Here is a 14,064-nt window from a genome sequence, read left to right on the forward strand (position 1 = left end):
TCAGACCAGGAGGGTAAGGGTGGTGGTGGGATCGGCCGCGTTCGACATTTCGCCGATCACCGTGCCGCGCGCGCCATCATCCGCGCCCGGTATCGGGGCGCGGATGAAAACCGTGTCGCCAAGCTCAAATCCCGTCGCCATATCGCGCGGCACGTCGATCGCCCACATATGACGCCGTCGGCCCCAGACGTCACCGAGGCGATCCGCGATAGCGGCCGCATCGCTCTCCTGCGCGAGGGCGGTTGTCAGGAGAGGCGGGTCGGACGGGACGCGCCAGTCTGATTTGACTGTCGTGCTGACCCATAAGGCGGCACGGTCCGACTCCGCAATAAAATTGCGCTGATCTGCCGTGATCTGGGGATGGAGGTCATTCAGATGGGTCTGCCGCGTAAAATTATGCGCATAGCCAACGCGCCAGCGCCAGGGTGGCGGGTCCAGCGACGCATCCAGGCGCATGGGGGCGATGCGGGCAATCACATCGGCGCTGAGATAACGCAGTTCCTGCGCCTCATCACAGACGCGCCTCATGAGAAAAGGCCGCAACGTGCCGGTGCGCGTCGGGATCAGGCTGATGCCCAACCCGGAAAGCAGCGTATTGCAGACGCCCCGGCCTGAAACATTCTCCCCGCCATCCCAATACCAGCCCCCTGGCGGGTCATAAGATGCTGCAACCGCATCCCAACCCGGGTCAATAAAGTTTGCGGGCAAAGTTAGATCTTCAATGAGCATCTGTTTGAGAAGGCTGAGCAAGCCATGCGGCGCGGCGCCGGAGGGGAAGCGCCCCGTGGCGTCAAGCGTGATGGCATAGACGGGTTTGGTGCCCAGGCGCAGCCACGTGCCCGCGGGTGAATGCTGCAGGGTGTAATGGCCGGGCGCGGGTGGTGACGCGTAAAGATCATCAACCCGCCCGCCAAACGCGATTCCCCCACCGAAACCCCCTTCATAAACCGCCATGATGTCGGCTTCGGCGTCGGAGAGCTGATAAACAAGATTGACAGCATCGATCAAAATCGGGGTGATGTTGCGGCACATGCCGCGCAGGCGCGGGTGGCTGCGGCCGACGACATTTTTATCCCCATCCAGGCCACCCCCGCCACCATAACTGCGCGTGGGCATGGCTGTATCAAGCCAGTATGTTGCATCCAGCAGCGGCACCTCAAAACCGGTCAGCCCGGGCTGCCAGTTGCGCCCGAGCCCGGCAAAGACAGGAGAGGTCGCGTCATAAGGCGGGTCACGCCAGAACTGCCGCGCTGCGTCCCAATCTTTCCGCCCCGCGCGGATGCGGACGGGGAGGTGATCATTGACACGGCTTTGCAAAAGGCCCGAGAGCGCGCCATCAGGGTTTGCGATTTCCAACGCGCCCACACTGTAACTGCCGCCCAACGCCTCGGCTGAAAAGGTCAGTGCACGCGTGAGGCTTAAACCTTGAATAACGTAAGGTGGGTAAGGCGTATGATCATCCGACACGTAGCCCGCATCGGAATATCGCAGCGTCTCATAGCTTTCCACCGCTTGCGGATAGGCGGAGAGCGCCCCCCAGGGGCGGCTATTCCAGCCTTCCAGCCCCGCCATCTCTGGCAGGACCGCCTTGTTGCGGATGAGGTCGAGTTCAACAAGCTGCACGCGCATCAGGCGCGCCTCGGGCGCAGCGCTTCATTATTGCTGGCCTGTTTCTGCTGCGCCTGGATGAGCTGAACCTGTTGCAGCAACTCCTGCATTTTATCACGCAGCGCCAGCATGGCGTCCTCCTGCTTTTTGGAGAGTTTCTCCACCAGGCTGGCGGTCAGTTTGTCACTATCCGCCCCTGAAAGCCCGCCCAGCATCTCCGTCAGGCGTTGGAAGTCATCCGCATAGCCCGTGCCGGAGCCCCAATATTTCTGGGAGAGGCGCAGGGTCGTTTCCATATCGCCCTGAAAGCGACCGAGCGCATCCGTGTCCCCCGCTATTGCGGCGTTATAATCCTTCGCGACATTATCATTCGCGACCTTATATTGGTCCTGAATGGAGAGGGGCGAATAATCCGACGTCACCAGCCCGCGCGCATAGTCTGTCAGGCTGCCGAAGCTTGTCGTCAGTGACTGCGCCGCGGAAAGGCTCGCCTGTTTTGCCTGATCCGCATATTGCTTCTGGATGTTCAGCCTTTCCGCGGCGAGGGTTTTATCAAGCTGCGTTGCCTGGTCGATATAAGCCTGCTGCGACGCATAAGCATCGCCGAGATAATTCTCCCACGTCGTTTTAAGCTGCTGCCGCTGCTGCGCCGCCGACACGTCGAAATTCAGCAAAGCCGCACCCTGCGCGTCACCGGTCGCGCTCAGATAGCGTGCTTTTACGGTGTCGGCATTCTGGCTCAGCGTCCCTTCCTGCGCGGCTTTGCTTTGATCATAAAGGGATGCGTATTTCTGGCGCAGGGCGCCGCCATCCAGCCCGTATGAATCCGCCTGCTGGGCCGCATCTTCATAGGTCTTTTTAAGCGCGGCCATCTGATCGACCCACGTCTTCTGACCGCTCGCAAGGGCCTTGAGCAGGTCGGGCATGGTGGTGTTCACGAAGGTTGAGATCGTGTCAAACTGCGCTTTCAGATCATCGACCGACATCGTCCTGCCGCCGATCGCCGTCTCCAAAGCCGTGCGCAGATTGCCGGAGAATTTGGAGAAATTCGCCCCCGCCACCGTGCCATCATCATTGAACTTCCCGACTGAAATGCCGAGATCATCCACCACCTTGGCCATGTCCTTAAGCTGCGTGATGGCGCGCATATAATCATTGAGATCACTGTAATTGCCGGTCACGCCCTGGCGCAGCGCCTGATTGAATGTGGCATTGCCGGACGTCAGGGTGGCGTTTTTGATGATATCGACCAGCGCGACGTTTTTAAGCGTCGGATCCTTATTATTGCGGTCATCCCGCACCGCGCCGATGTAACCCCCACCCACATGGATGCCGAGCCGCGCAAATTGCGTGTTGGGGCGGTCAATATCCTTGCGCAGGGGCCCGGTAATATTGTCCGTCTGCGCCTGATTCCAGACTTTACCGACTGAAAACCCGTCCGGCCCGGCCTGCACCTGCGCAATGGTATAAGGGTTCTTGCGGTGCCCGAACAACCCGCCAAACAACCCACCTGCCGCCCCACCGAGGAGGCCACCAATGACCGTGCCCACACCGGGGAAAATCGCTGACCCGATCGCCGTCCCCGCCGTGGCCCCGATGATCGACCCCATATTGCCATACCGCCCACCCCCAATATTCCCCAACGCCGAACCCACCGAAAAACCACCCCCAATCCCGCTAAAGACGCGGCTGAGGGGAGTAAGAACATTCCCGATTGAGCCGAGAATGCCGGATGATGATGACGCGGCTTTTGGTAAATTGAGGCTGGGCGGATTGCGGAGCGAAACGCCGGCTTGCATTTGTTCTTCCAGATATCTTGTAAGATCCGCCTCGTTCCCACCGCCGCGCACGCGTACGACGGAGTCAATGGCGTCCAGCAATCCGCCATCGCTTCGTTTATTCGCCTTTTGCGCTGATTGGAGATAGGCATTGAGATCGAAGCCACCAGCCCCACTGACATCTCCTGCAACGTCAAAAGCGACATGACGCCCCCCTCCCCATGCTTTCGCGAGCGTAAGGAGTGTACCGCGTGTTCCGCCATCGATATTATTGAGAAGCGGATTGACCAGACTCAATTTCGCGATGAGGGAAAGGGTTTGCGTTTGAATCTGCGCCAGAACGGATTTGAATGTGATGCCGCTGCCTGACGATTTCACCAATGCCTGAGAAAGAGAATTTGTCAGCGTCGTCGCCATTGAGGACACAGATTTCGTGAGCTCATCAATGGCTGATTTCTGCTGCTTGAAGTCGCCGGTCGCTTGCGTCAGGCGGCCGGACAGACCAGCATAATTCTGCGTGGTTTTCGGCAGCATGTCGCTGAGTTGGCGTTGCGTCGCGAATGCGGCCATGTTGCCGCCCGCTGACATCGCTTGCGCGGCGGGCTGTGGCGAGGATTGTTGCGAAAGCTGCGACTGGAAACCCGGTGCTGCCGGGGACGCGATGTTTCCGACATTACCCGACGTGACGCCCAAAGCCCCCACGCGCCCTGATGCCGCATTCTGCGCCTGCGCAACATGATTCAGGGCGCGCTGCACCTGCTGATATTTTTGCGCGGTCGCCGAAAATTGGGATTCAATCTGCTGAGCATCAGCGTTATCGCTCCCCTCCGTCGCATCCTTCATTTCTCCTCGCAGCGCTTCCAATTCTTGCAGACGCGCTTGCAGATTTGCAGCCTCCTGCGACAGTTTCGCGAATTTCTCACGCAGCGTGACGACCGCACTCCCCATGTCATCGGACAGGACACGCGCTGAAGCACTGGCGCGGCGTGCCATGTCGTCAAAACTGGCAGCAACATTTTCAGCTTTACCCTGGAGAGTATCCAGATCTTCGCCAGCGGATTTCGTGTCAGGCGTGATGTCATCCTGGGTCATGATGCGGTTTTCACTTTTTGTTTTTGACGTTATTCCATCTCGCGACCATGTCGAGGGGAGAAATAGAGGCGAAAGGCGCGATGATTTGACGTGCATGACGCGTTGAGAGCGTCAGATTTGCGCCTACCCGCACGGCCTCTCAACACGCCGCGTGACGCCCCTTTTACTGCGGCCGACTTTCGTGATGCTACGGCATGTGACCGGCGTCAGGCGACGCAGCCTGGCCCGGTCATCGGCATGCTCTTGGCGAGAATAAAGTCCGCGCCATCACCGGGCATATTTCTTACGCTTATGCTCCCAATGATCGCGCGCGACACGGTCCATCGCGACGATACAATGGTCGAGAAGTTGATATTCCTCCCGAGTCAGACCGTGATGATCCGCCCATGACCTGACGATTCTCCAAGGGGTCGCGCCGGGTTGGGTCGCGATGATGCCGCCATGCATCGGATGGATGACACCGAACGGGTTTTGCGGCCTGTCCGCCGCCAGGCGATGCCATGCCCGCCAGATCCAGAAAAATTCCGGCTTCGGGTCCGTTCGCGGATTATCCTCTATGATGGCTGAGATCAAAGGCGTGTCGAGGTAAGCGCCCCATTGAAGATGCCAGGAGAGGGCGGCTGTCAGTTTCCCACAGCGTCCGCGCGTTGTTGATCCGCATTCACTGTTATGGCAGCGGCGGCCTCAAAACAGAGGGCGAGGAGGCGGTTATATTCCGGCTGGGCCAGAAGGGACTTCAATTTCTCGACATTGAGTTTCGTCTCGCCATCCGGCTCCGTCAGCCCTTCCACATCGAGCAACAAATATTGCCCGACAAGTTCGGCATTTATGTTGCGCAGGACATTTTGCGGCAGCGTGTCAGACGTGCAGCGATAGGTTTCGGTCGCGCGCTTCATGCGCTTATTGAGTGCGTCAATATAGTCATCCGTATAGCCGCGCGTCATGATTCTGACGTCGGGGAAATCGGGGCTGGCAAACCATTCCCCGTCATTAATGGCGCGCGTATCACGGGCCAGCGCGTTGATCGTGACCATGTTTCTCTCCCGATGGTTTAACCGCGTCACGCGGCCTGTGGAATTTCGCTGAAAGGCGCGACGTTCAGCCGACGCGACGAATGGCGAGCGTCCCGCCGCCGAGGAAAGGGTTACCTGTCACGGCGACGTGCAGGATCATCGATTTGTTTTTCTGGTCGATCGGGGCTGAGGCGTTATGAAATTTCGCGTTGAGCAGTCTGACTTCATAGCGTCGCTCTTGCTCGTCAAAAATCGTGAAAGAAACGGGGCCGCTCCCGCCGGAAAAGAATAGGTCTACCGGGTTGTCGCTGCGGAGGTAGATCTCCAAGTCAAGTGTCACACTGAAGGAGCCGAATTGAACGCCGGATGGATAGACGCTCCCAATGCCTTGCTCCAGCGTCGCGCCATTGCGGGTCAATGTCAGCTTCGCGGATTGAACCAGCCAGTCATAAGACGAATCCCCAAGCCTGAAATTTTGAAAGCTGGAGGCTTGCATGATCTGCGTCGTCGTCGCAGGAGTCGGGCCTTTATATTTGGAAACCTCATCAATATTCATCTTCGCGCCGATAAAATCGATTTGTATCGATGGCGTTTGCTGCGTCTGAAAGTCAAATTTTATTTTGGATACAATGTTACCTGAAAAAATTTGGTAAGAGCTGTTAATTTTCTTTCTGATTGTGAAAGATTTACTGAGATTGCTATTTACGATAGCGCCCAATTGTATTTTCTGGATCTTGAGATCTACCGTATCGCGAGCGAAAAGATCATCCCTTTGAATCGAGTTAAGGATCTTAATCCCATCGTCGCGTGAGAAAGTGATGATGTCGCGCCAATCCTCCAATCGATCGGAATTGATGATGCGGTAGGGGACCTCGACCTCACTGCCTTCGAGATTCTGAATTCTTACGGTCCCGGCGGACGGCCATTTCAGTAGTATCGGGGTTTCCTCGTGGAATTCGAGTTCAACTTTGTCGCCTTTCAACCGCAAGGTCGGGAAGCGCTTTTCATCAGTGACCCGAAAAGATTTCTCATCGACCCAATCGATGCCCATCACGGCCGCGATGAAATCGTCGTAGGTACTGTAAGACAGCAAGCCCGATATAGAGCCGCCTGCGGATCGGCTTATCACTGAAGTCGCGCCATCCTCAGGCTCGGCGTTGATTTCTTCCGGCGTGACGACCACATCCTGCATCGCGATGGTCTCGCCCGCATGTCGCAGAGTTCGATAACCGTCCGTCGGCATGACGCCATAAGTCACTTCCTGCGCATATTCGATCTGCGTCAGGTTTGTCAGCTCGCCAGCCGCGTATCCAGATGTCGCACCTGTGATCGCCATCGGTCACTTGCCCTTCTTATCAGCCGTGGCGCTTTCATCGGACGCGGTGTCCGTTTCCGGCGTGACACTTCCCTGCCCTTCCTGATCCTCCTGCAAGGCCATCAGCCCGATGCGGAAACCGTAAACTTGCCCGAGCGCCATCGCGATCTGCGACGCGTCAATCTGCGTCGAAGCAGGTGTCTGGTCAAACGGCGTGAAGAACGCATTTACGCCGCCAATCTGTGCGAGTGCGCTGTATTTCTGCCCGGCTTCGTCAGGTTCGGCCGCGTTGGAAACGGGGCCACCCGCCACGGATCGATGGGGAAAGACCCCGATTTTCCGCCCATCTGTTACGAATTGCGCCGCTTGCGACAGGGCGTCACGCGTTGATGCTGCCTTGATGTCTTTCGGCAGCATTTCAAATTTGCCAGATCCTGATGCTGTTTCGATGAGGGGCGTGTAGGTCATTATTGTCATTTTACTTTCCCATTCGGATGACGCTGAGGAGGAATTGAATGCGGTGTTTTTCGTGCACATGCCCACGCGACCGAAAGGTGGCGGGACGCATTTAACTGGCGCGTGTCGCTTTATTTTCGATTGGGGTGCCGTCGAGGCTGCACCCGTCTGACTTGAGACGCTCAGACAAAGATCTCATCGTCGCGACGCACGCAGGCGCAATTTCCAAAGCTTGAAAAGGGTCCTGAGGCTGACAGTGGTGGCGACAGGCATAAAGCTTGCGGCATTGGCGCGCTGAAGAAGAAAGGTCTGTGGGAGATAGACTGAGAATAAAGTCAGCTCATGACGCGCATGCCATTTCATGCGGCAAAATCGGCAAAACTCGTAAGTTCAAAATGACAGCGACTTCGTCCACAAATGAAGAAAGCCGCTTTATCCAGCGGCTCCCATCGTCAACGTCGATATTGTGGAATTCTGTCAAATTTTACGTCGATATCGGTGTGCCGTCAAGTGTCCTCATTAGGGAGGCGACGCTTGAGTACGTCCTGACGCCGACGCTCCTGATATACTTCTTCAAGGCGGGATAAAGTGAGGGCAAATTGCGCGGAAACACGCTTGCGCGCATCATCCACGCGACGATGCGGCATGATTTTAGCCGCCATCTGCGTGAAACTGACTTCATCAATCAGCCCCCACTCCAGCCGACGATGCGCCTCCGCGCCGATCGCCGTCCGAATTTCCGCAAGGGTGCGCCAGACTTCCGCGCGCGTCATGCGCCATGAAATCTCATCATGTTTGTAATAAGACGTGCCCAGACGCTGACTGCTGATTTCCTGATAGCCGAAACGGGCAAAAAGGTAGTCCCGTCGCCATTTAGGCGCGGCCGTGTAAGCCTCATCCGAAATATCGCCGGATTTGAGAAGCGCATCAAGCGCTGTCACCACGCGGTGAGGATGGCCGGCTGCGAAATCGGATTTCCGCAGGCGTTCGGGGGTTGGCATCATCGTCATATCTGCGTGAACCTGAATGTGGCCTGACGTTGATTGCTTTTTTTTTGTTTTCAACACAGTCATATCCTTTACCCGGTGAGCGAATTTTATATTTCCGTCGCTTCACATCACACGAAATTATCAGTCCCTCTCAAATCACTGTTCATTTCTTGCATCTATGCGTGGATCGCGGGGATGATAATGGAATAGTTTATCTTAACACATCAACATAAGACTGTGTAAGATTGAAATTCTTTGCACTGACTTTTCTATACCAGTATCAGAGACGGTTTTTCGATTGAATGACCATGTGGTGACTGACCAGTTCCATGGCACAGAATGATCGGATTGATGGAGTGATCGAACCGATGATTTCGGCGAGATCGGGGCTCGGATGCAGAATATCGTGCGGGTTGCATTGCCCATGAGGCGGCGCCGCCCGGACAAAGTTCGACGGTCGATGCAGCCTGGTGAAGAATGGCTTTGACACGAAAATTTGCCCGGGCGCTACTCCCGCTCTCCAACTTGGAGCTAAAAATCTTCCACATTTTTCGATCGTAAAGTGACCGCCCCACTAGCCACCAGAAACCTATTATAGTGGCACGCGTCGTCGTCACCAAAGCGATGAATTCTGAGGCTTTCAGGCAAATTGTCCAAAAGCTTGCGCGATCTCTTTTGCTGGCTTCCGCAAATCAGCTGAAGCGCCGCAAAATGGCGTCCCGTACGGGATTCGAACCCGTGTTGCCGCCGTGAAAGGGCGGTGTCCTAGGCCTCTAGACGAACGGGACTTGAGGCGTGAGGGTGAGTATCGTAGACGCGGCTGCGGGTCAAGCCCCGACGGGCGCTGCATCGCAAATAAAAAATGTCAGATTTTCCTGACCCTGCCACATATCGCATTTAAGATGCCCCGCTATATGGAGGGGCTTCATGCTGCGATCTTCCAGCAAAGCGCAGAAAGCCTTGTCCGCCGCGCGAAAGACCAGTCCCTTCAGACGATTGCTGAATTCATCCTGCATGATCACGCGCAGCGTATTGCCATCGCGGCCGATGCGATCACATTTAACGCAGCGCAGGCGCGGGATGGCCAGGACAGGCTCATCATTACCCGCCCCAAACGGTGCGAGACGCGCAATTTCATGCGCCAGAGCGGCATGGGCACCTCGGAGAGTCATCACCGCGTCGATCGGCATGACAGCTTCGCGCGGCTGACTGGCCTGCGCGGTAAAGGCCGCGTCAAGAAACGCGCGCAAATCTTCCACCTGGCTTGCAGGGAGGCCAAAACCCGCCGCCATGGCATGCCCCCCTCCGGTGGTGAGAAGGTTTTTCTGTCGCGCATTGATAACGGCCAGACCCACATCCAATCCGGGGACGGAACGCGCCGAGCCTTTAATGACGCCATCTTTTTCCGCCCCGACAAAAACGGGGCAATTAAAGCGCTCTTTAAGCCGCCCGGCCACGATCCCGACAATACCAGGATGCCATGACGGGTCATGGACAAAAATAAAGCGCGCGCCTGCTGCGATCTGTGCCTCCGCCTGCGCCTCCGCAGCGGTGAGAATGGCGGACTCCACATCGCGGCGCCGGGCATTGATGTCATCCAGTTCAGTCGCCAGCGTGCGCGCCTCATGGACGTCCTGAGACAGGAGCAGCTTCAGGCCAAGATCGGCGCGCGCAATGCGCCCCCCCGCATTAATCCGTGGCCCGAGGAAAAATCCGCACGCTGTCGCACTCCCCGGCGTGTCCACTCCGGCCACGGAAGCAAGCGTGGACAGGCCCAGACGCCGCCCCTGCGCCATGACCTTCAGGCCCTGCGCCACCAAAGCGCGGTTGAGTCCCTGAAGGGGCATCACATCACAAATCGTCGCGAGCGCGACCAGATCGAGCTTCGACATCAGGTCAGGACGGCGGCGCGTTTCGAAAAAACCGGCGGCGGCCAGGCTTCTTGAGAGGGCGATCAGCGTCATCAGCACCACCCCCGCCGCGCATAACGTGCCAAGCTGAGAATCACAATCCAGCCGATTAGGGTTGACGATGATGGCTTGCGGCAGGCGCGCGCCATCCGGCTTGTGATGATCCAACACGATCATCGGCACTCTGCCTGAAAAAGGATCGAGTACCTCCATCGCTGCCGTGCCGCAATCAACGCAGATAATGGTGGCGGCACCTTTCGCCAGCAGCCCTTCAATGGCCGGCGCATTCGGGCCGTAACCCTCGGCGATGCGGTCGGGTATATGGGTGTGCACCTGGCACCCCAGCTCACTTAAAGTCTCTGTCAAAAGGGCGGTGCCACAACCGCCATCCACGTCATAATCACCCAATATGCCCACATTTTGCTGTTGCAGGACGATATCCGTCAGGCAGGCGACGGCCCGGTCCATATCACGGAGGCAGAGCGGGTCAGGCATGGTGTCGCGCAGACGTGGCGAGAGGAACGTTTCCGCCGCGTCAATGCCAATGCCACGCGATGTCAGGAGGCGGCAGGTAAGCTCCGAAAGGCCGAGCTTCTGCGCCATCGCAAAGCTGACGCGTTCCGTCAGGGCGTCATCCATCGCCTCATGCCGCCACACCCAGGCCTTTCCCTGCCCGCTATGCGTGACATCAAGGACATGGTTGCGCGCGGGCGGTGGGGCGGTGTCTTCCTGCATCAACATCGTCACGGTATAACGTATAAACGCCCCGGTTCGAAGGCCGATCTCGCTTCGACTGCCCTAAAACGTCTGAAGCTTCAGCGACACCCCGCCCGGGATCAACCCGCTTTGCTGATGAAGCAAAATCGGAGGCACGACACTGGATGGCGCCTTAGGATACACCCAGATAGTTTTCATTGTTCGGGGATTGTCGAAATGCGACAATGATGAGGTTTGCCCAGCCGATCGATTATGACGCGCCGACGGGCTTTAAACCTTTGCGGGAAGCGCCTTAAAAATCTTGGAGAAATGTGCCGAGGCCGGATCGCGCAAATGGAATTATCCTCCGACGCGCGCCGGGATCGAGCCCTTGCCCACACGACCGAGACGCAGCGCATCTTCAAAATAACGCCATGCGCACGTTGGAAAGCCGCATCTAAAGCGGGCGCTCAAACGAGGACTGTTAACCGCCTGGAAGGCGCGCGGGTCCGGCTGAATATCCGTCCCCGCGCGCGCATTCCAGAAAGCGGAATCAGATCCCTTCAGGCGAAGCCCAGGTTTTGGTGGAGAAATCGTGACGCCCTTCAATGAAGCGAATGGTCGCCGATTTTGACCGCATCACGATGGAATGCGTCCGCGCCAGGGTCGGGCCCATAAAGCGCACACCGCGCAGCAGCGTGCCCGTCGTGACGCCGGTGGCCGAGAACAACACGTCGCCCGCCGCCATATCATGGAGGCCGAGTTTACGGGTTGGATCCTTGCCCGGCGCCATTTCCTTCGCGCGGTCAATCTGGCTCTGATCCTCAAACATCAAGCGGCCCTGCATCTGGCCACCTACGCAGCGCACCGCCGCAGCCGCCAGAACACCTTCCGGCGCGCCACCTGAACCTGCATAGAGGTCAACCCGGCTGTCATCGATGCAGGCCGCGATCGCCGCCGCCACGTCACCATCGGTCAGCAGAACCACGCGGGCACCTGCCTCACGGGCACGGGCGATCAGCTCCTGATGCCGATCACGCTCAAGCGCGCACATGATCAGGTTGGTGATGTCCTTCCCTTTTGCCTTGGCAACATCTTTGAGTGTCTTCTCAATCGGGGCGTCGAGATCGATCAGATCTTCAGGCAGGCCAGGTCCGACAACGAGCTTCTGCATATAAATATCAGGCGCATGCAGGAAATTGCCGTTTTCAGCGAGCGCGACCATGGTCATCGCATTCGGCATATCTTTGGCACATAAATTTGTGCCCTCAAGCGGGTCCACGGCGATATCCATCTTCGGGCCACCACTGCCGACTTTCTCCCCGATATAAAGCATCGGGGCCTCGTCCATTTCGCCCTCACCGATGACAACGGTGCCGTCAATCGCCACTGTGTCAAACGCGGAACGCATTGCGGTCACAGCAGCACCATCCGCTTCATTCTTCATGCCGCGACCGGTCCAGGCAGAGGCGGAGATGGCTGCCGCTTCCGTCACGCGCACCAGCTCAAGGGCGAGGTTTCGGTCAGTGACCTTGTAATTGGGTGAATAAGTCATGTTGGACCTTTCCATTAAGCCGGGCCATGTCAGCATGCGTTGTAGACACAATAATTATGTGTTTTCAAGCAGTTGACTGTTCACGGCTTCGGCATCTCTTCAGCTTTCAATTTTCATCAGCACAGGGTCGTTCAAGACCTCATGCATGTCGGACAGGCGCGCGACGACGTTTTTCATCGCGCTTTCTTGTGTCTGGTGCGTGATGATGGCCAGAGGCGCCACCGGCTCCGGGGCGCTGGCGCTCAGGGGCGCATCACGGTCATGCGTCACGAAACTATGTTGCGACATGGCCCGCATGGAGACATGTTCATCTCGCAGGGCAGAGGCGATACCGGCCATCACGCCCGGCTTGTCCCGCACGAGCAGACGGAGGTAATAAGCGCCGCTCAAGGCGGAAATCGGGGCGCAGGCGCGCGCTGGCTGTGGTGCGGTCCCCCAGACAGGCAGGGCCGCCCCACGTGCAAGATCCATCACATCGGCCATGACAGCGCTGGCGGTCGGGCCGGCACCCGCGCCACGGCCCTCAATCAGCATCGGCCCGCTGAAGCGCCCTTGCGTCCTGACCGCATTAAAGACACCATTGACATTGGCAATGGGCGCGTGACGCGGCACCATGCAGGGCCGCATCCAGGCTTCGATGGCACCCGATTTGTCAAGACGGCGCGCCATGCCCAGCAGCTTGATGCGATATCCCATCTCCCGTGCAAACTGGTGATCATAGGATGCGACGTGGCGTATCCCTTCCACCCGGATGCTGGAGAAACTGACAGGTTGGCCAAAGGCAAGACCCGCGAGAATGGCGAGCTTATGCGCCGCATCCCATCCATCAACATCCGTTGAAGGGTCAGCCTCCGCATAGCCCAGCTTTTGAGCCGATGCGAGAATTTCGGAGAAGTCCTCACCCGAATCACCCATCTTTGTCAAGATATAGTTACACGTTCCGTTAAGGACCCCGCCGATTTCCTCCATCTGGTCAGCGGCGAGCCCTTCCCGGACAAGCTTGATCGCCGGGATACCGCCCGCGACCGACGCTTCAAACAAAAGCGCCGCACCATGTGTCGCCGCCAGATGGGATAGATGCGCGCCATGGATCGCGATCAGCGCCTTATTGGCGGTGACGACATCCCGCCCATGCGCAAGGCTGGCCTCAACGAGTGTCCGTGCTGCACCCTCAGCGCCACCGATCAGTTCCAGCACCACATCAATATCCGGGGCGGTCGCAAGGGAAACAGGGTCATCATACCATGTGAAACCTTCCAGCTTCACCCCGCGATCGCGCTTCCTGTCCCGCGCGGACACGGCGACGATCCTGATGGCTCTCCCGGCCCGCGCCGCAAGCAGGTCCGCATTTTCCTGCAGAAGTGACACGACTCCGGCGCCGACAGTGCCCAACCCGGCGATGGCCAGACGCAGTTCTTTTTTCCCGTTTGACACGCTCTTGGCTCTCTTACCTGACAATGAAGGGACGTCCGGCATGTGCGAGATGCGTCCATCGTGATTGACCAGCCACTGACATACGCCTGTCGCCAGCACGCATCAACTCCGCGGCCTCAAGCTACCGCATATTTGTCGGGATCGGCCTGGCCTGCTGAATTTCTCCCGCGTGGCCTGACGGGATGCGGAGGTCACGACCCTTATCGACGCTCACGAAG

10 protein-coding genes and 1 tRNA gene are annotated in these 14,064 nt (G+C 57.8%); all 11 read right to left on the reverse strand.

Going from position 1 to position 14,064, the window contains the following annotated elements; genetic code table 11:
- Entirely contained in the window at positions 1-1,629 is a 1,629-nt protein-coding gene (locus N5W20_RS07230; RefSeq protein WP_319806486.1) for a hypothetical protein, read from the reverse strand.
- Positions 1,629-4,478 (reverse strand): hypothetical protein, encoded by a 2,850-nt coding sequence (locus N5W20_RS07235; protein ID WP_319806487.1) that lies wholly within the window; start codon positions 4,476-4,478, stop codon positions 1,629-1,631. Before N5W20_RS07235 ends, N5W20_RS07230 begins: the two co-directional genes overlap by 1 nt.
- A gap of 267 nt (positions 4,479-4,745) precedes the next feature.
- Positions 4,746-5,051: a hypothetical protein gene (locus N5W20_RS07240; RefSeq protein WP_319806488.1), complete on the reverse strand. Its 306-nt coding sequence runs from the start codon at positions 5,049-5,051 to the stop codon at positions 4,746-4,748.
- 50 nt (positions 5,052-5,101) lie between these two features.
- The gene (locus tag N5W20_RS07245; RefSeq protein WP_319806489.1) at positions 5,102-5,512 is read right to left on the reverse strand and encodes a hypothetical protein; all 411 of its coding nucleotides are present in this window, start codon (positions 5,510-5,512) and stop codon (positions 5,102-5,104) included.
- A 64-nt stretch (positions 5,513-5,576) separates the two neighbouring features.
- Positions 5,577-6,734, reverse strand: coding sequence for a phage tail tube protein (locus N5W20_RS07250; protein ID WP_319806490.1), 1,158 nt, complete (start codon positions 6,732-6,734; stop codon positions 5,577-5,579).
- Between the two features lie 96 nt (positions 6,735-6,830).
- Positions 6,831-7,274, reverse strand: a complete 444-nt coding sequence (locus tag N5W20_RS07255; RefSeq protein WP_319806491.1) for a hypothetical protein — start codon at positions 7,272-7,274, stop codon at positions 6,831-6,833.
- Positions 7,275-7,768: 494 nt separating this feature from the next.
- Positions 7,769-8,266, reverse strand: a complete 498-nt coding sequence (locus N5W20_RS07260; RefSeq protein WP_319806492.1) for a hypothetical protein — start codon at positions 8,264-8,266, stop codon at positions 7,769-7,771.
- Positions 8,267-8,963: 697 nt separating this feature from the next.
- Positions 8,964-9,039, reverse strand: a tRNA-Glu gene (locus tag N5W20_RS07265).
- A 39-nt stretch (positions 9,040-9,078) separates the two neighbouring features.
- Positions 9,079-10,902 (reverse strand): single-stranded-DNA-specific exonuclease RecJ, encoded by a 1,824-nt coding sequence (gene recJ, locus N5W20_RS07270; protein WP_408869394.1) that lies wholly within the window; start codon positions 10,900-10,902, stop codon positions 9,079-9,081.
- A gap of 508 nt (positions 10,903-11,410) precedes the next feature.
- Positions 11,411-12,412, reverse strand: coding sequence for a class II fructose-bisphosphatase (glpX, locus tag N5W20_RS07275; protein WP_319806494.1), 1,002 nt, complete (start codon positions 12,410-12,412; stop codon positions 11,411-11,413).
- 99 nt (positions 12,413-12,511) lie between these two features.
- A complete protein-coding gene (locus tag N5W20_RS07280) occupies positions 12,512-13,888 on the reverse strand; it encodes a homoserine dehydrogenase (protein ID WP_319806495.1) in 1,377 nt (458 codons plus the stop codon).
- Between the last annotated feature and the right edge of the window lie 176 nt (positions 13,889-14,064).

The organism is Candidatus Kirkpatrickella diaphorinae, from assembly GCF_025736875.1.
Lineage (GTDB): Bacteria > Pseudomonadota > Alphaproteobacteria > Acetobacterales > Acetobacteraceae > Sorlinia > Sorlinia diaphorinae.